Annotated in this window: 17 protein-coding genes, 1 tRNA gene and 2 pseudogenes; 8 read left to right on the top strand and 12 right to left on the bottom strand. The window is 69.3% G+C overall.

The window, feature by feature from the left end:
- Positions 1 to 121 precede the first annotated feature (121 nt).
- On the bottom strand, positions 122 to 1105 hold the full coding sequence (locus tag ACN27G_RS26610) for a LysR family transcriptional regulator (RefSeq protein ID WP_421495475.1): 984 nt from the start codon (positions 1103 to 1105) through the stop codon (positions 122 to 124).
- Between the two features lie 90 nt (positions 1106 to 1195).
- On the opposite strand from ACN27G_RS26610, the gene ACN27G_RS26605 reads away from it, so the two are divergent.
- A complete protein-coding gene (locus ACN27G_RS26605) occupies positions 1196 to 2410 on the top strand; it encodes an MFS transporter (RefSeq protein WP_421495474.1) in 1215 nt (404 codons plus the stop codon).
- A 199-nt stretch (positions 2411 to 2609) separates the two neighbouring features.
- On the top strand, positions 2610 to 3320 hold the full coding sequence (locus tag ACN27G_RS26600) for a nuclear transport factor 2 family protein (protein WP_421495473.1): 711 nt from the start codon (positions 2610 to 2612) through the stop codon (positions 3318 to 3320).
- Between the two features lie 232 nt (positions 3321 to 3552).
- Here the strand turns inward: ACN27G_RS26600 and ACN27G_RS26595 are convergent, their stop codons facing one another.
- Positions 3553 to 4443, bottom strand: coding sequence for a helix-turn-helix transcriptional regulator (locus ACN27G_RS26595; protein WP_421495472.1), 891 nt, complete (start codon positions 4441 to 4443; stop codon positions 3553 to 3555).
- Between the two features lie 182 nt (positions 4444 to 4625).
- Here ACN27G_RS26595 and ACN27G_RS26590 point away from each other — a divergent pair, with 182 nt between their 5' ends.
- Positions 4626 to 5033: a (R)-mandelonitrile lyase gene (locus ACN27G_RS26590; protein WP_421495471.1), complete on the top strand. Its 408-nt coding sequence runs from the start codon at positions 4626 to 4628 to the stop codon at positions 5031 to 5033.
- Positions 5034 to 5056: 23 nt separating this feature from the next.
- Positions 5057 to 6112, top strand: a complete 1056-nt coding sequence (locus ACN27G_RS26585) for an aldo/keto reductase (RefSeq protein WP_421495470.1) — start codon at positions 5057 to 5059, stop codon at positions 6110 to 6112.
- Positions 6113 to 6421: 309 nt separating this feature from the next.
- On the opposite strand, the gene ACN27G_RS26580 is transcribed toward ACN27G_RS26585, so the two are convergent.
- The 4 genes and pseudogenes from ACN27G_RS26580 to ACN27G_RS26565 all read right to left on the bottom strand — a co-directional run bounded on the left by ACN27G_RS26580 (position 6422) and on the right by ACN27G_RS26565 (position 9088).
- Entirely contained in the window at positions 6422 to 7684 is a 1263-nt protein-coding gene (locus ACN27G_RS26580; protein WP_421495469.1) for an ATP-binding protein, read from the bottom strand.
- 188 nt (positions 7685 to 7872) lie between these two features.
- Positions 7873 to 8091, bottom strand: a pseudogene (locus tag ACN27G_RS26575) (hypothetical protein); the annotation flags it as partial.
- A gap of 5 nt (positions 8092 to 8096) precedes the next feature.
- A complete protein-coding gene (locus ACN27G_RS26570) occupies positions 8097 to 8255 on the bottom strand; it encodes a hypothetical protein (RefSeq protein WP_421497625.1) in 159 nt (52 codons plus the stop codon).
- Positions 8249 to 9088, bottom strand: a complete 840-nt coding sequence (locus ACN27G_RS26565; protein ID WP_421495468.1) for a TOTE conflict system archaeo-eukaryotic primase domain-containing protein — start codon at positions 9086 to 9088, stop codon at positions 8249 to 8251. Before ACN27G_RS26565 ends, ACN27G_RS26570 begins: the two co-directional genes overlap by 7 nt.
- 248 nt (positions 9089 to 9336) lie before the next feature.
- Here ACN27G_RS26565 and ACN27G_RS26560 point away from each other — a divergent pair, with 248 nt between their 5' ends.
- Complete coding sequence (locus ACN27G_RS26560) at positions 9337 to 9648, top strand: hypothetical protein (protein WP_421495467.1); 312 nt, start codon at positions 9337 to 9339, stop codon at positions 9646 to 9648.
- 6 nt (positions 9649 to 9654) lie between these two features.
- Positions 9655 to 10806, top strand: coding sequence for a hypothetical protein (locus ACN27G_RS26555; RefSeq protein ID WP_421495466.1), 1152 nt, complete (start codon positions 9655 to 9657; stop codon positions 10804 to 10806).
- 43 nt (positions 10807 to 10849) lie between these two features.
- Here ACN27G_RS26555 and ACN27G_RS26550 read toward each other — a convergent pair whose 3' ends face one another.
- The 3 genes from ACN27G_RS26550 to ACN27G_RS26540 form a co-directional block, all read right to left on the bottom strand.
- Positions 10850 to 11236 carry a hypothetical protein gene (locus tag ACN27G_RS26550; RefSeq protein ID WP_421495465.1) on the bottom strand — a complete coding sequence of 129 codons (387 nt, stop codon included), beginning with the start codon at positions 11234 to 11236 and terminating at the stop codon, positions 10850 to 10852.
- A gap of 687 nt (positions 11237 to 11923) precedes the next feature.
- Entirely contained in the window at positions 11924 to 12571 is a 648-nt protein-coding gene (locus ACN27G_RS26545) for a nucleotidyl transferase AbiEii/AbiGii toxin family protein (protein WP_421495464.1), read from the bottom strand.
- Between the two features lie 2 nt (positions 12572 to 12573).
- Positions 12574 to 13140 (bottom strand): hypothetical protein, encoded by a 567-nt coding sequence (locus tag ACN27G_RS26540; protein WP_421495463.1) that lies wholly within the window; start codon positions 13138 to 13140, stop codon positions 12574 to 12576.
- A gap of 453 nt (positions 13141 to 13593) precedes the next feature.
- Here ACN27G_RS26540 and ACN27G_RS26535 point away from each other — a divergent pair.
- Positions 13594 to 13669, top strand: a tRNA-Arg gene (locus tag ACN27G_RS26535).
- Between the two features lie 151 nt (positions 13670 to 13820).
- Here the strand turns inward: ACN27G_RS26535 and ACN27G_RS26530 are convergent.
- Positions 13821 to 14795, bottom strand: a complete 975-nt coding sequence (locus ACN27G_RS26530) for a tyrosine-type recombinase/integrase (RefSeq protein WP_421495462.1) — start codon at positions 14793 to 14795, stop codon at positions 13821 to 13823.
- Between ACN27G_RS26530 and ACN27G_RS26525 the strand changes: the two genes are divergently transcribed.
- Positions 14770 to 15456, top strand: coding sequence for an ALF repeat-containing protein (locus ACN27G_RS26525; RefSeq protein ID WP_421495461.1), 687 nt, complete (start codon positions 14770 to 14772; stop codon positions 15454 to 15456). The two genes, ACN27G_RS26530 and ACN27G_RS26525, sit on opposite strands and share 26 nt — an antisense overlap.
- Here the strand turns inward: ACN27G_RS26525 and ACN27G_RS26520 are convergent.
- Positions 15377 to 15586: pseudogene (locus tag ACN27G_RS26520) on the bottom strand (hypothetical protein); the annotation flags it as partial. The gene ACN27G_RS26525 and the pseudogene ACN27G_RS26520 overlap by 80 nt on opposite strands.
- Before the next feature lie 66 nt (positions 15587 to 15652).
- Positions 15653 to 16273, bottom strand: coding sequence for a TetR/AcrR family transcriptional regulator (locus ACN27G_RS26515; RefSeq protein WP_421495460.1), 621 nt, complete (start codon positions 16271 to 16273; stop codon positions 15653 to 15655).
- Positions 16274 to 16395 lie beyond the last annotated feature (122 nt).

The raw sequence follows: 16395 nt of genomic DNA, 5'->3' as shown, positions 1-16395 counted from the left end.
GGCCTCGGCGAGGAGGAGGGTCAGCAGGGCACGCTGCTGCGGAGGTCCGAGATCCACTTCGGACTCGTCCCGCCAGGCCCGGAGTGGCCCGAGTATCTCGAATCTCAGCATCTGTTCCAGGCTACGACCCGATGTCACGATTGCGGGTTATCGGCGACTCTGCCTGCTTGGCGGTGGTATGAGCCTTGTTGTCGATCTTGTCCGTCCGGCCCGCCCGGTCTGGGCGGTGGCGTTCGAGCAGCGCGACGAACCGCCGCGTGGCGGGACTCGCGGCATGCCCCTTCGGGAACACGAAGTCCAGGCGCCGGTCCAGCCGCGCGTCGGCGAGCGGGATCAGCCGCAGCTCCCCTCGGTGTGACCGGCGCCCGACATCCAGCCCGTCCGGGATCAGTGCGACGCCGACGCCGGCGGCGGTCAGGTCGAGGACCGTGGCCCAGTCGTTGACCTCGCAGACGATCCGCCGGCTCAGGGCGCGGGCCCGGAACGTCTCGTCCAGCAGCGCCCGGATCGCCCATCCCGCCGGTGTCTCCACGAACCGCTCGCCGTCGAGCTCGGCCAGTCGGACCGCAGCACGCCCGGCCAGCGGGTGATCCGGAGCACAGGCCAGGACGATCGGCTCAGAGATCAACGGGAGGACGGCCAGCCCGGTGTCGTGGGGAGCCGGCAGGAGCGCGCAGTCCAGGTCGCCGTCGCCCACCATCTCGACCATCCGCAGCGCGGCCTCCTGCCGGACGACGATGTCGAGCCCCGGATGCGCGAGCGCGAACTCGGCCAGCCAGGTGTTGAACGGCAGGGTGTGCCCGAGGCTGTGGATGGCCCCGATCCGGAAGCGCCCCGACAGGACGCCCTGGATGTCCTGAACAGCCTGCCGGGCCGCGTCCGCCGCATCGAGCGTCCGGCGTGCCTCGGCGAGAAACGCCTCGCCCGCGGCGGTCAGCCGGACGGGGCGGGTCCCGCGTACGAACAGCAGCGCGCCGACGTCCCGCTCCAGGATCCGGACGGACGAGGAGAGCCCCGACTGCACGATCAGTTCCCGCGCCGCCGCCCGGGTGAAACTGCGCTCCTCGGCGAGGGCGACGAAGTGCCGGAGATTTCGCAGCTCCACGCCTCAGTATCTCTCACACAGCTGAGAACCATCTCCAGCATGTCTGACAGACCTGAATGAGCTCCGGGCAGGAGTTGGTTGGCAAAGAGCGTGACAGTCTCCCCGCTTCCCCGGCTGCGGATCCGGCACGCGTCCGGGTTCTGGTGCGTCGCCCTGGCGTTCGGCATCCTCATGGGCTTCGGCACCCTGCCGACGCCGCTGTGGCCGCTGTACCAGGCCCGGGACCACTTCGGGCCCATGCAGGTGACCATCGCGTTCGCGGTGATGGTGGCCGGCGCCGCGTTCAGCTTCGGTACGCTCGGCCACCTCTCCGACCGGTTCGGCCGTCGCCGGACAATCGCACCCGCGCTGATGGTCGCCATCGCCTCGGCGTTGATCCTCGCGGTCTGGCCGGACCTGCCCGGCCTGATCGTCGGACGCGTGCTCACCGGTGTCGCCGTCGGGCTGATGGCGTCGAGCGCGACCGCCTACCTGACGGACCTCTACCGCGAGGCCTACCCGGACCGTACCGGTTCGGGCCTGCCGGTGCTGGTCTCCGCGGTGGCGAACCTCGGCGGCCTGGCCCTGGGGCCGCTGCTGGCCGGCTCGGTGGCCCAGTGGCTTCCCGCGCCGCTCGTGACGCCGTACCTGCTGCTCGCCGCGATCATGGCGATCCTGCTGGTCCTCGTGCTGTCGAGCCCGGAAACCGTCGACCGAAAGCTGAGGGACGAGCATCGGCCCAACCGGTTCGCCCTCGCGCCCAACCGGACGACCCTGTTCGGCACCGCCGCCACTGTCGGATTCTTCGCGTTCGCGTTGATGGGCCTCTTCTCCTCGCTCGGCGCGATCATGGTGCGCGGCGAGCTGGGCATCACCTCGACGTTCGTCGTCGGGCTGGCACCCTTCACCGCGTTCGCGGCCTCCGCCGTCGCCCAGGTCCTGCTCGGCACCGTCCGGCAGCAACGCCAGCTGGTGATCGGCATCTGGATCTTCCCGGTCGGGCTCGCGATCACCGCAGCGGCGCTCTACCACCCCGCGCTCTGGCTCTTCCTGACCGGCGCGGCGCTCGCCGGGGCCGGCTCGGGGCTGCTGTTCAAGGCGGCCGTGGCGCTGACCGCGATGGCGGCCGACCCGGCCTCCCGGGCCGGTGTACTGGCAGTGTTCTTCATCATCGCCTATCTCGGGATGGGCCTGCCGTCGATCGCGTTCAGCATCGTGATCCGGTACGCCCCGCTCGCGCCCACGATGATCGGCTTCGGTGCCGTCCTCTCCCTCGGCGCCGCCGGCGCGGTGGTCACCGCGCTCCGCCGTCGTACCGGCCCGTGAGCTGACTCCGGGCCGGCGGTCGGCCCACCTGATCTGCTCCCGCTCCGGACCCACGGCCGGAGTGGGCCGGCGTCCACCGTGCCGTGGGCCGGCGTCCACCGTGCCGTGGGACGAAACCGTGCCGTGGGACGAAACCGTGCCGTGGGACGAAACCGTGCCGTGGGACGAAACCGTGCCGTGGGACGAACAGGAGAACCCGATGAACAGGAGCCCAGTGCACTGGGGCTTCCTACGCCGCACCAGGCCGCTCACCGGAGCGCTGGTCGTGGCGGCGGTGGCCGCCCTGGCCGCCACCCCGGCGGCCGCCGGGCTGCGTCACCACGGCCAGCACCACAGCAGCACCGTGGCCACGGTCCAGATCCTCGGCCACGACGTCGACGTCTCCCGGGCCACGCCCGGGGCGGTGGCCTTCTTCCGGTCGTACGGGCGCTCCCTCGGCGTGGCGGAGGTCGCCACGATGCGGAGCCCGCTGGACACGTTCCCCACCACCTTCGGAGAGAAGGAGGTCGGCGAGACGGCGGCACCGGCACTGCGGTCGAGCGTCGACACCTTCGCCGCCGCGCTGGCGTCGACCGAGGCGGCACGGGTGGCGGCACTGCTCGACAGCGACGTGCTCTTCGAGGATGTCGCCCTGCACACCCAGATGGTCGGGCGGGACGCGACCGAACTCTTCCTCAAGAACACGCTGTCGACGATCCCGTACGGGCGTGGGGTCACCGTGCGGCACGTCGTCGGCACCGCCCGGGGCGGCGCCTCCGAGTGGACCACCCCATCGGGGGCACCGTACGGGGTCACCACCGTCGAACTCGGCCACGATGGCCGGATCACCCGGGTCACCTCCACCTGGGACAGCGCGCTCTGGCAGGACGAGGCCATCCACCAGGTCCAGCACAGCACCATCCTGGGTTGAGGTCCCACCGGTCGTCCCTGGCTCGGGCTCGGTCGCCGGTCCGCCAGCGTTGGTGGGCCCTGGCCACGGGGCGGTCGGCACCCCACCCGTCGTGCCGCACGCCCTACGTCGGCGTCGCGGCGAGGAGCGGGGTCCGGCCACGTCCGCGACGCCGTCCAGGTCGCCGACGCGATGCCGGTCCCGCGGGCCGCTCCACCCCGGCCGTGAGGATCACCGGAGTCACATTACTTTCTCAACCTGTCCCCCACTCGTGCCTCGCCGGATCCGCGGAGGCCGGATCGTTGCTCGACGCGGCCCAGCTCGACAGGAGGCGTAGGGCGTCGGCGGTCGGGGTGCCGGGTTCGGCGCTGTAGGCGGTGAGGGTGAGTCCGGGGTCGGCTGGCATCGGCATGGCCTCGAAGTTGAGGTCGAGGAGTCCCACCACCGGGTGGCGGAAGGTCTTGACGCCGGTGTGGTGCAGGCGGACGTTGTGTGCTCCCCAGCGGGTGCGGAATTCGTCGCTGCGGGTGGCGAGTTCGCCGATGAGATTGCTCAGATCCTTGTCGTAGGGATCCCGGCCTGCTTCGGTCCGCAACAGGGCCACGGTGGTGTCGGCGGCCGCCTCCCAGTTCGGATAGAGCTGCGGGGCCCGCGTGTCGAGGAAGCAGAACCGGGCCAGGTTCACCGGCCGAACCGTCCTCTGGAAGGCTGGCAGGTAGAGCGCCTCGGCGAGGTGGTTGGCGGCGACGATGTCGAGGCGCCCGTTGCGGACGAAAGCGGGCGCGTCGGTCATTGCCTCGAGCAGGTGCAGGGTGGCGGGGCGGACCTGTTTGGTGGGGCGCCGGCGTACCCGCGGGGTGGTGTTGGCGGCGCGGGCGAGGTCGTACAGGTGGGAGCGCTCCGCCTCGTCCAGCTGCAGGGCCCGGCACAGGGCGTCCAGGACGCTGTCGGAGACGCCGGAGAGGTTCCCGCGTTCGAGGCGGGTGTAGTAGTCGGGGCTGACTCCGGCGAGCATGGCCACCTCGGCGCGGCGCAGGCCCGGCACGCGCCGGCTGCCGCCGAAGTCCGGCAGACCGGCCCGTTCGGGCGTGATCTTGGCGCGGCGGGTCGCGAGGAACTCGCGAATGTCGGCTCTGTTGTCCACCCCTCCGACGGTACGGGCTCCACCACGCGTCAAAGAGGCACTGCCATTACCTGTTTCGACAACCCCTCCCACGGGCCTGCGGCAGCCGCTTACATGGATGACGTGTACCCGCTCCGCTGGTCGTTTGTCGGTCATCGGAATGCAGAACCTATTCGTCTTCGTGGCTTCTGAGGAGAACTGATATGGAACTTCAGCCCGTACGGCAGACCGCGAAGGCGCCCGCCCAGGCGTTCACCGGCGACGCGTACCTCACCCCGATCTATAACGGCACCGGGCCGTCGCGGATGACCGTGGCGCTGGTGCGGTTCGTTCCCGGTGCCCGGACGAACTGGCATTCCCACGCCGTCGGTCAGACCCTGCACGTGACCGAGGGGGTCGGCCTGGTCGGCACCCGCGACGGCTCGGTGGTGCGGATCCACGCGGGTGAGACGGTGGTCTGCCCGCCCGGTGAGGAGCACTGGCACGGCGCCGCCGCCGACACGTTCATGAGTCACCTGGCCATGCTCGAAGCTACCCCGGAGGGCGGCGACCCCACGACCTGGCTCGAGCCGGTCACCGCCGAGGTCTACGAGCAGGCCGACAAGCACTGACAACTCCCCGGAAGAGCCGATCCATGGCGAACGAAACCGAACTGAGCCCGCAGCGACAGGCGACCGCGGCGATCGCGGCCTTCACCGCCACCGGTCAGCTGCCGCAGCAGCGCGACGCGCCGGCCAGGCCGCGGCCAACCAGGCCGGTGAACTGCTCGATCAGGTCCTGGCTGGCGACCGGAGCTGAGAACCCCTACCGGAACAACGACGGAAGGCAAGGGATCATGAGTTTTCGCGAGACGTACACGTTGTCCAACGGCGTGGTCATCCCCAAGCTCGGGCTGGGCACCTGGTTCATCGACGACGGCAAGGCGGCCCAAGCCGTCCGCGACGCCATCGAGATCGGCTACCGCAACATCGACACCGCGCAGGCATACGGCAACGAACGCGGCGTCGGCGAGGGCGTACGCACCAGCGGCATCGCCCGCGACGAACTGTTCGTGTCCACCAAGCTCGCGGCCGAGATCAAGCACTATGACGACGCGGTAGCGGCCATCGACGGCTCACTGCAGATGCTGGACCTGGAACACATCGATCTGATGCTGATCCACGCTCCGCAGCCGTGGAACGACTTCCGCGGCGGAGACTACGCCGAGGGCAACCGTGAGGCCTGGCGTGCCCTGGAAGACGGGCTCCGTGCGGGCAAGCTCCGCTCCATCGGCGTGTCGAACTTCCTGCAGGAGGACCTGGAGAACATCCTCGCGTCGTGCACCGTCGCACCGCAGGTGAACCAACTGCTGGTGCACGTGGGCAACACGCCGGCCGAACTGATGGCCTACTGCGAGAACAAGAACATCCTCGTCGAGGCGTACTCGCCGATCGCCCACGGTGAGATGCTCAAGAACGCGGACATTGCCGCGGTGGCGGAGAAGTACGGCGTGAGCGTGCCGCAACTGTGCATCCGCTACACCATTCAGTTGGGCACCGTGTCGCTGCCCAAGACCGCCAACCCCGACCACATGCGCAGCAACGCCCAGCTCGACTTCGTCGTCTCCGACGACGACATGGACATGCTGCGGAACATGGTCCAGCGGGACTACGGCGAGCACAGCGTCTTCCCCGTCTACAGTGGCAGGTGACCCCGCCGGCCGGTCCGACCGCGAGCTTCACCGGCAGAGCTGGACGTGCTGTTCAGCTCTACTTTTCCATCGACCGTCTCGACGGTCTCTTGCGATGCGTTGCGCCAACTCGGCGTCTGGCTCGTCCCAGCCTGGCTTCTACCTGCTCGCTGACCTGGCGTTGGGCCTCGTGCGAGCGCAGAGCGGCCAGAGCATGGGACGGCCTGGTCCGGGAACTCACCCTGCTCGTGGCCGCCACACCGCCGCCCCGCCCGGGCTGACGGGCATGCCCACTCTCGTGCCGGGAGCGACCTACGGAAGGGGGCGTGGTCAGGCTGGTGGCGGTGCGGAAGTCTGCCACAGTGCACTGACCGGCAGGGCGCGGAGTTTGTCGCCGAACGGCAGGGTGGAGGTGCCGGTGTAGAGGACGATGCCGGCGATGAAGTTGTCGCCTAGACGGTCGGCGAGTCGGCGTAGCCCGCGGAAGTCGTCGGGTCCGACGGTGGTGGCTGCTTTGACCTCGATCCCCACGACCTGGCCCGCTCTGTTCTCAAGCACCGCGTCGACTTCGTACCTGCTCTGGTCGCGGTAGTGGGACAGGTCGACGGGCTGCTCGGACCAGGTGAGCTGGCGGGAGAGTTCGGACAGGGCGAATGATTCGAGTAATGGGCCGAAGGGTGCGCCCGGCCGGAGCAGCGTCCGGGCGTCGGTCGCGGTCTCGTTGGCGGCGATACCCGAGTCGACGAAGATCAGTTTCGGTGCGGCGGTGGCGCGGGTGCCCAGGTTGCGGGACCAGCCGGGGATCCGCTTGATCAGGAAGATCTCCTCCAGGGCTTGGAGGTAGCGAGCGATCGTCGGCCGGCTCAGTCCGAGTGCGGATTCGAGGGAGTTGGCGGCGATGATGGTCGCGGATCTGGCCGCGAGGAGGCGTACCAGCTTGCGGAGTTCGCCCTTGTGCTGGATGTCGGACAGTTGCCGGACATCGCGGTCGATGAGCGCTTGGACGTAGGCGTCGAGAAACCGTTGGCGGCGGCGCGGGTCGGTGCGGGTGGTGGCCTCGGGTAGGCCGCCGCGCACGATTCTGGCCGCGTAGTCGGCGCGGGTCACGTCCGACTCGTGTCGCAGGTCCGGGCCGAGCGCAAAGATGGCATCGACGAATCCGTCCGGCGCTTTGTCGAGTTCGCCTTGAGACAGCGGCCAGAGTTCGACGGTTTCCATCCGGCCGGGCAGGGCGTCCGGGGCGGCCACCATGCCGAAGAGGCGGGACGAGCCGGTGAGCAGGTACCGGCCAGGGCGCGGGTCCTCGTCGACGGCTGCCTTGATGGCCAGTAGGAGCTCCGGGGCGCGCTGGATCTCGTCGACGACCAGGAGCTCGGAGGAGTCCACGAAGCCGACCGGGTCGGCGATCGCCGCCGCCCGGTCCTGTGCCCGGTCAAGGTCGCGTCGCTCGGCGAGACGATCGCCGGCGACGATGCGGACCAGCGTGCTCTTGCCTGTCTGGCGTGCTCCGCTGATCAGCACGACGCGGGTGTCGGTCAGTGCGGCGTCGACCTGCGCGGCGGCCCGACGTGGAATCAGGTGCGGTGTCGGCACGACGTCATGATAGCCAGTACGGTTTCGATCTGCGAGGGTGTTCACATTCGATTTGCGGCAATACTGCGTTCGAAATGCGGCCCCTCATTGTTCGATTTGCGGGAACTCTGAGGCGTCTCGGACGGGTTCTACCGCTATGTCACGTTGTTGCGGGTGATGGCGAGTTCGGGGAAGGTGTCCTCCCAGCGCTGGCGCCGGCTGAGGTTGGTCGCCCGCCGGACCTCCGGTCGCAGCGCCTGGCGGATCGTCTCCCGGCTGTATCCGGTGACCCGCTGCAGGTCCACCGGCCGCCAGCCGGCCGCGTGAAACGCCCGTAGCTGCTCGTCCCGCTCGGTCAACGCAGCCGCCCGCGTCGCCTCGTACCGGGAAACAACCCCATGCAGCTCATCCTCGGAGAACTGGCCCATGCTCGTCAGCTGACCCGCTGCAGGTCCACCGGCCGCCAGCCGGCCGCGTGAAACGCCCGTAGCTGCTCGTCCCGCTCGGTCAACGCAGCCGCCCGCGTCGCCTCGTACCGGGAAACAACCCCATGCAGCTCATCCTCGGAGAACTGGCCCATGCTCGTCAGCACGGGTTGACCATGGCAGCGGCGTGCTTGAACGTCGCCAGCGCGGCGGGGGTGAGCTGTCCGGCGTCGATGCTCAACCCGGCACCGACTTCCGCGTGGACCACCGGAGGCAGCGGAGGATGGACCTGCGTCGCGGCGGACCGGCTCATCGTGGCAACGTCGGCACCGGTGACGGCTTGTTTGGCCTGCCGGGCGATCTGTTCGGCGTCGCCGGGGCTGAGCCGGTCCAGCGTCGACAGGAACGCCCACTGGTCGGCGTACGGCTCGAGGGTGCCGAGGTCGAGGAAGGTGGTCAGTCCATCCTTGCGGCGGCGACCCTGCAGCGGTCCGGCGATGAGGTTGCCGAAGCCACCCTCGGGCAGCACATCCTGGTTGGGGAACAGCCGGTCGTACGACCGCAGGTCCATCGACCCGCGCAGCACCATCGCCTCACGCAGCAGGACCGTACCGACGGCGCGCGCGGTGGCCGCGGCAACAGTGCCGGTGAAGAAGACCCACACGTGGGCGCCACGGCCCGACTGGGAGATCTCCAACGCGGCCGGCACCGCGCTGGCTCGTGCCGCCTTTACGTAGGCGAGGGCGTCGAGCATCGCCGTCGGCCCGTCGAAGTGGCAGGTGTTGCCGGGCATCAGCGGGTACAGGCCCATGAACACGTCGCCGACCAGACGCGCCGCGACAACCTCCGTCGTCCGGGGCAGGTAGGCGGCACCCCGCCGGTCCATACCCTTACGCCATCCGTCGGCGACCGCGGGCATCCACCCGGCAGCGCCGGTACGGGCGTTGTCCCACCGCACGGCGTACACGTCGGCCCGGGCCCGGAACCGGCCGGCGAACAACGCCGGCTGTCCCGGGTCGGCGAAGCCATGGTGACCAGCCCCGGCGGCTCAACCGGAGCGGACAACTGCTCCGGCGCTGCGGTCGTGTCCTGGCCGCGCAGCTCCAGCAGCCGCGCCAGCCGGGAGTTCTCCGCCCGTAACCGCTCCACCTCCCGCCGAAGATCGACGAACTCGGCCACCGAACCATGCCGACCATCCTCGCGCATCGGGCTCCGGGCACCTCGGCACCGGTCCGGTATCCTCCGCTGATGGCATCGAAGGGCAGCGCCGCGCTGGAGGCGATGGTCGAGGAAGCGACCGTCGACGCGTACGGCGACGACGAGCAGCTCGCCGGTCTGTTCACCATGATCGAGGAGCATCTGGCGGTGCCGTTCACCACCACGGTCCTCGGTGTCGAGGTCACCGTGCGCAAGATCGACCTGACCGCGGACACCATCGTCGCGCTCTGCATCCGCGGCCACCACCGGCAGAGGATCGACCTACTCGACCTGCCGCTGCCCACCCCCGCGCCGGACGGTGCCGCGTGGATCGACGCCTACCGGCACTGGGCCGGAAATTAGGTCACGGTGAGCGAGTACCAGTACTACGAGTTCACCGCGGTCGACCGACCCCTCACCGGCCGGGAGCGGGCCGAGCTGCGGTCGCTGTCGACCCGGGCCGACATCACCGCCACCAGCTTCGTCAACACCTACGAGTGGGGCAACTTCAAGGGCGACCCGCGCAAGCTGATGGAACGGTACTTCGACGCACACCTGTACCTGGCGAACTGGGGCACCCGCCAGCTCATGCTCCGGCTACCGAAACACGTGCTCGACCTCGCAACCGTCGCTCAATACTGCCAGGGTGACAGCGTGTCCGCCTGGACCGCCGGCACGCACGTCATCATCGACCTCCACGACGAGGACGAGGACGGCACCGACGAGTGGGACCTCGACGGCCACGGTCTGCTCGCCTCCATCATCCCGGTCCGGGCCCGCCTCGCCGCCGACGACCTGCGCCTGCTCTACCTGGCCTGGCTGCGCTGCGTACAGTCCGAGGAGATCGCCGACGACGAGCCCGAACCGCCCGTCCCGGCCGGGCTGGGCACCCTCGACGCGCCCCTCACCGCTGTAGTCGAGTTCCTGCGCCTCGACCCTGACCTGATCGCGGCCGCGGCGGCCGGGTCGGCGCCGGCCGCCTCCGGTGAACCGACCGCTGCGCAACTACGGACCTGGGTCGTCGGGCTGCCCGACCGGGACAAGGACGCCATCCTGACCGACCTGATCACCGGCGGCGACAGCCATCTCCGCAGCCAACTGCTGCGCCGCTACCGCGCTGCGCGCCCCACCGACGCGTCCACCCCGGCAGCCGCCCGTACCGCCGGAGAACTACTCGCCACCGCCGCGGAATTGCGCGCCGTGCAGGAACGACGGGACGCCGAGCAGCGTGAACGCGACCGGGTCCGCCGGGAACGGTCCGCCGCAGCCGCCCGGCAACGGCACCTCGACACCCTCGCAGTCGACCAACCCACCGCCTGGCAACGGATCGACGAACTCATCGCCACAAAGAAACCCCGTGAGTACGACACCGCCGTTCAACTCCTCGTCGACCTGCGCGATCTCGCCGAAGGCGACGGAGACAGCGGGCTGTTCCAACAGCGGCTGGCCGAGCTGCGGGGGGTGCACGCCCGCAAGCCCAGCCTGCTCGAACGCCTCAACCTCGCAGGCCTCGACACCTGACGCACGGTTAGCCGCCGTATATCACCGCCAAGCAGTACCCGGATCAGGGGTTGCGGTCGGCCCACTGCGCCTGCGTCAGCAGGCCCTCATGCTCCAGCCGGTTGGCGATCTTGGCCTTCGTGGCCGCATCCAGCGTCTCGGGTAGATCCTCGAACGAGGCGGGTAGGACATCCAGCAGGGAAAGGATCTGCTGGCCGTCTCGCACCGTCAGAAGCAGCATGCACCGCCAGTGCGGCGAAGACTCAGGCCGGTGCCTCAACCGGTGCACCAGTACCGGCCACAGATGGTGCACCGCTACTGCATCGGCGAACTCCGCCAACCACCCTGCCCCGTGATTGCGGTTCAGTCCGCAATGAATCGCCTCGGTGTCGAGCCGGATCAACTCTGGCGTGTCGACTGCCTTGATCGTCCGGGGAACACCTGAGCTCACAGCGAGAGTTTCCCATGCGAGAACGAGCCGCCCGACACGCCGATCCCGGCCCGCGGACTGGCTAGGACAAAGGTCAACACTGACCCGCAAACCTAGGACCCATCAGGAGATCGTCGGGCGATGGCTCACCCGCTCCGCCGAACGCCGGCACCCGTCGGCCTCGTGCTGATCCAGCCCTCGAAGTCCGCAGACGATTTCCGTGAGGCCCGTCGCCTGCCTGGCCGTACGCTTCCACGCCTGGGAGCGGGCAGCCTGTCGACGCCGCGTGGAGCCTTTGGCCGGCGTTGACACGCGGGCTCGCACATCCTGTCCGGGGTGCTGGCCGGCGACGGCGGCAGGCTCGGTGTTGCCGCGCCCGCGGGGGTCCGGGGTGGGTACGTGTGTTTCGGGTGTGGTCCTGGGCTGGGCGAACGGCGGTCCGGGGAACGTGGGCCACTCCCTGCCACCCCAGGCGAACCCCAGGTCGCTAGACTAGGCCCTCGCGCCCTCGTAGCTCAGGGGATAGAGCATCGGTTTCCTAACCCGACGGTCCAGCGGTGTCCGCAGGCCGATGACCTGCGGCTTTCCCATCGTCCCCGTTGCGTGCCGGTCGCTTCGCGGGCTCGCTGCGATCACTTGCCGAAGATCAGCTGGAACGTTGTGGGCCCTGTGGGTGCCGGCTTGACGTAGCCGCGAGTCGGGGCCGAGTCACCCTTTCTCGTCGTCGAGCAGTTCGCGGCGCCACTCCGCGAATCGGCTTCGGAGATCGTCCAGCGCTGGGCCGGTGACGCCGTACTGGGCGAAGTCGTCGGGATCGAGTTGGGCGGCTTGTCCGAGGGCGTCGGCGAAGATGCGCGGCTCGAAGCCAGGGTCGGCGCGCTGGGCGAGGGCGAGGAGGTCTTCGCGGGTGTAGCGGCCGGATCGGAGTGTGGCGTCGATGTCGATGAAGTCGCGGGCGAACGCTCGCCCGTAGAGGGCGCTCATCTTGTTCGCGACCGCGTCGTCGGGGTGCAGTACCGGTCCGATGGCCATGAGGATCGGTTCGTTGGCACGCCAGTCCACGCCGAGTTCGACCTTGGAGACCCGCACACCGTCGGTGACAGCCAACCGGGCGAAGGTGTCGTACTGCCGCTCGGTTTCGACGGTGAGGCCGTCGTCTCGGTAGGCGTGTACGACGGCGGTGACCGCGGCGGTGAACTCCTGCCGGCGGTCCCATGCGGTGAACAGGTCGACGTCCTCGCTGGGTCGCTCCAGGAGCCCGGCGGCCTGGACCGCGTAGCCGCCGGCCAGAGCGAAGCCGTATCGATCGGCCGCGCCGAGCCCGGTACGGGCGAGGCGTTCGTGGAAGGGGTCCACCGCTATGCCGCGTTGCTGCGAGTGGCGGCGAGGTCGGGGAAGGCTTCCTCCCAGCGCTGACGGAGCTGGGGTGGCAGCCAGAGGGTGGGCCAGAGCCGCCGGAGGAGGTCGGCGTCGAGCCAGGTGTGCAGGTCCTCGACGGTGGCGGCTTCGGTGAGTACGACCTTGTACATGCTGGCCAGGCGTGCGGGCCGGTTCAAGTCGTACTCGGCGTGCCCGGACCAGTCGAGATGACGCGGAAGCGTCACCGTGCCGTCGGCCGGGCCGTGCAGCGCGGCGAGGGTTTCGGCCACCACGTAGGGCCTCCGGTCACCGTAGGGCCGGTAGTCCGCCGGCGGCTGGGGTGAGGTCCTGCGTCGGCTGATGTTGGTCGCCCGTCGGACTTCCGGTCGGAGCGCCTGACGGATTGTCTCTCGGCTGTAGCCGGTGACCCGCTGCAGATCCACCGGTCGCCAGCCGGCCGCGTGGAACGCCCGTAGCTGCTCGTCCCGCTCGGTCAATGCCTGCGCCCGCGTCGCCTCGTACCGGGAGACAACCGCCTGCAACTCATCCTCGGAGAACCGGCCCACGGCCGTTAGCCTACCAGGCTAGGCCCAGCACGCTTGGCTTTCGTCGTATCTCTGCAGCCGGCGGCCAGTCATGATGAGTGCGATGGGATGCGCTCAGCCTGACCGTCGGGAATCAGCGCAGCGCGGCTCGGGTCATGCCCTGAGTTGGCGCCCGAAGCCCGGGAGGGCCGCTGCCGAAGCCATCTCCGGCCAGGCCGGCGACGCCCGAGCCGGGGGAGTGGGCGACATCGCGATCTTCGATGATGTGTGCGGTGTGTGCTCTCCAGCGGATGCCAACGGGGGTGAACTGGTGCCAACGCGAGCCACTGCGGCCGACCGTCGGTCGCAATCCGGGATTCGTGTGCTCGGTGTGTGCTCCTGGGCTGGGGCAACGGCGGTCTGGGGAACGTGGGTGAACGGGGGCCACGCCCTGCCACCCAGGAGAACCCGCAGGTCGCTAGACTGTGCCCTCGCGCCCTCGTAGCTCAGGGGATAGAGCATCGGTTTCCTAAACCGTGTGTCGCAGGTTCGAATCCTGCCGGGGGCACCAGCATGAGGCCCTGACCAGCAGAAATGCAGCCAGGGCCTCGATGTCTATCTATGCAATTTTGAGTCGCCCCCCGAAAACCCCCCAATAACACCCTGGGACGATCGGACTACACCAGCCCGCCGGGCGTTGGTCGGCTGCCGTCCCCGCGCGCCTATCTAGTCTGCCGTGGGTCGTCGCGGCGGGCGGGCTCAGTTGCCGGCAGGCCGCCGAGCTGTTCGAGGATGCCGGAGCTGTCCGGGGCGAGTGTGGGCTTGACGATGTAGTGCTTGTTTGTGACCTGCTCGGTGGCGTGCCCGAGTTGGGCTGCGGCCCTCTTGGCGTCGGCCTCCTTGTCGATGAGGGTGGCGACGGTCTTGCGGAAGGTGTGCGGGGTGACCCATTCGAGGCCAGCGTCGGCGCGTGCTTGCCGCCACTGGCGGCGCACGTTTTGCGGTGACAGCCAGGTGCCACGCCGGGAGGCAAAGATCGCGTCGAAAGGGTTGTCAGCGGCGACGATCTTTCGGGCCATCAGCATCCCGACCGCGAATCGAGGCAGAACAACTGTCCGGAAGCCGGCGTCGGACTTAGTCCATTCTTGGCGAAAGAAGCCCTTGCCCTTGAGGTAGATGATCGTGCCGCAAATGGTGAGCGTGGGGTGCTCGGCGGCGAGGTCCAGATCCTTCCATCGCAGCGCCAGGATCTCACCGATGCGGGCACCGGTGGCGAGCATCAGATCAACGATGTCGGCCAGGTCACCGGTGTGTCGAGGCCCGGGTTTACCGGGTATGGGCTGCTGCCATTTCCGGATCGCCGAACGGACGTCGTCGAGCTGCGCGACTTCCAAGGCGACCACCTTGCGACGCGCCGTCCGTAGTCGACCGGTCTCGCGTACCGGGTTAGTCGTCAGCGCGCCACGGCGTACGGCTAGGGCGAACATCTGAGCGAGGGCGACCTTGGCAAGCCTGGCGGCCGTCGGTCGGTCCTCAGCAACCTTCCGCAGGAACTTGTCGAGACGTCCGACGCCGGCCTCCCGAATACGGAGGTTGCCCAGGGAAGGCACGATCGAGACGCGCACGCTGATTTCGTACTTGCCAATGGTCTGACACGGGGAGGAAATAGATATGCGTTGGAAGATCTCGGCCGGCATCCTCATGGCGCTGGCCTTTCTCGTTCCGGCGGCACCGGCAGCGGCTCAGCCCGAATCACCCGGCTACGACGAGTCCTGCCAGATCGTCGAACGCAAGGTTTACCCGGACATCCGCGAGCTCCTGACCCTCGACCTGGACACCGCCGACGACGCTCAGGTCGAGGAGCTGGCCCAACAGCTACTCGCCATGGCCGAGGCCGACTTGCTGCCCGTCCTGTCGCGCGAGCTGCAGGAGCGGTCGGACAGCGTTGCCGATCTGCGGGAGTTCCTGAGGTCGGACGTGCGGGCCGCCTGGACGGCGGATCTGCGGATCACGGTGACCCGGACGATGACGGACGCCGGCACCAACGTGCAGGCGGCCGCGGACGAGGCGCTCAGGGCCGGCACCATCGACGCCTACCTGGCCTACCTGAACGACGGCCTGTACGACGCGCGTGAGCTCGACTGCGCGACCCAGCCCAGCCCGACGCCGGACGCGACGACCGCCGCGCCGACCCCCACCTCGTCGGCCAGCCCGGGCGCTTCCGACGGTGCGGGCGGTGGGCTGCCCGTGACCGGTGCCGACACCGGGACCGTGGCGGTCATCGGCGCCGCCCTGCTGCTCCTCGGCGGCGCCGGCTACCTGATCGGCCGCCGCCGCCGTTCCCGCTTCGTCGCATAGCGGATCCGAACGCGCCCAGCCCGATGCGTCGTCGGGCTGGGCGCGTGGCGGTGAGCCCGTCGGTGCCGGGCATCCGGATCTCCATCAGCACCACGTCGGGCCGGTGGCGGCGGGCCAGCTCCACCGCCTCCGCGCCGTCACACCCGGTCGTCCACCGCTTCCCGCAGTGTCCGCCGCGGGGCCTCCGTTGCCCGGCTCATCGCCGGGCGTACCGGGCGGTGGTGGTGCGGACGGCCTCGTCGACCACCTGAGCGACGCGTTCGGCGCTCACCTCCCAGCCCGGCACGAGGAGTGTCGGCCAGAAGACGTAGTTGGAGATCATGCCCAGGAACTGGGTGGCGGCTAGGTCCACGTCTTCGACCCGCACCGTTCCCGCAGCGTGCTCGGCCAACAGGTAGTCGCGTACGGACTCGAAGTAAGGCATCTTCCCGTGCGACAACTGCTTCTGGGCCAGTTCGGGGAACCGCGGCAGCTCGGCGATGACGATCCGGAACAGGTCAGTCATCTGGGGCCGACTCAACAGCTCGGCGTACCGGCGACCGATCGCGCTGAGCCCGTCGACGACGTTGCCTGTCGGTGGAGGAACCTCCTCGTCAGCGGTTGACCAGGATTCGGTGACGATGGCGTCGAACAGGGCGGCCTTGCTCGGAAACTGCTTGAACAAGGTGGCGCGTGAGACGCCCGAGCGCTCCGCGATCCGTGCCAGCGACGTTCGGTCGTAGCCCAACTCGAGGAAGAGCGCGGTCGCGGCCGCCACGATCATCGCGCGCTTCTCCTGCGCGACACGCTGGTGGTACGTCGACACGACCTTGCTCATGGGCCGAGCATACGAGGTGAGTGGCTTGACTCACCACTCGCACCGGCCTAGTGTCGAGGAAGTGGTGAGTCAACCGGCTCACCACCGGCCGAAGACGCCGGCCGGTCCCCCGCGTACCGGAG

This window comes from Plantactinospora sp. WMMB334, from assembly GCF_049179095.1.
In the GTDB taxonomy this organism is placed as follows: Bacteria; Actinomycetota; Actinomycetes; order Mycobacteriales; family Micromonosporaceae; genus Plantactinospora.
The sequence above is the reverse complement of the archived record's forward strand: the minus strand, read 5'-3'. Positions and strand labels throughout refer to the sequence as shown.

Excerpts from the sequence above, each read along its gene's own strand:
- ACN27G_RS26600 (WP_421495473.1), top strand. The coding sequence starts at position 2,610 with ATGAACAGGAGCCCAGTGCACTGGGGCTTCCTACGCCGCACCAGGCCG.
- ACN27G_RS26590 (WP_421495471.1), top strand. The coding sequence starts at position 4,626 with ATGGAACTTCAGCCCGTACGGCAGACCGCGAAGGCGCCCGCCCAGGCG.
- ACN27G_RS26585 (WP_421495470.1), top strand. The coding sequence starts at position 5,057 with ATGGCGAACGAAACCGAACTGAGCCCGCAGCGACAGGCGACCGCGGCG.
- ACN27G_RS26560 (WP_421495467.1), top strand. The coding sequence starts at position 9,337 with ATGGCATCGAAGGGCAGCGCCGCGCTGGAGGCGATGGTCGAGGAAGCG.
- ACN27G_RS26525 (WP_421495461.1), top strand. The coding sequence starts at position 14,770 with ATGCGTTGGAAGATCTCGGCCGGCATCCTCATGGCGCTGGCCTTTCTC.
- ACN27G_RS26530 (WP_421495462.1), bottom strand. The coding sequence starts at position 14,795 with ATGCCGGCCGAGATCTTCCAACGCATATCTATTTCCTCCCCGTGTCAG.
- ACN27G_RS26515 (WP_421495460.1), bottom strand. The coding sequence starts at position 16,273 with ATGAGCAAGGTCGTGTCGACGTACCACCAGCGTGTCGCGCAGGAGAAG.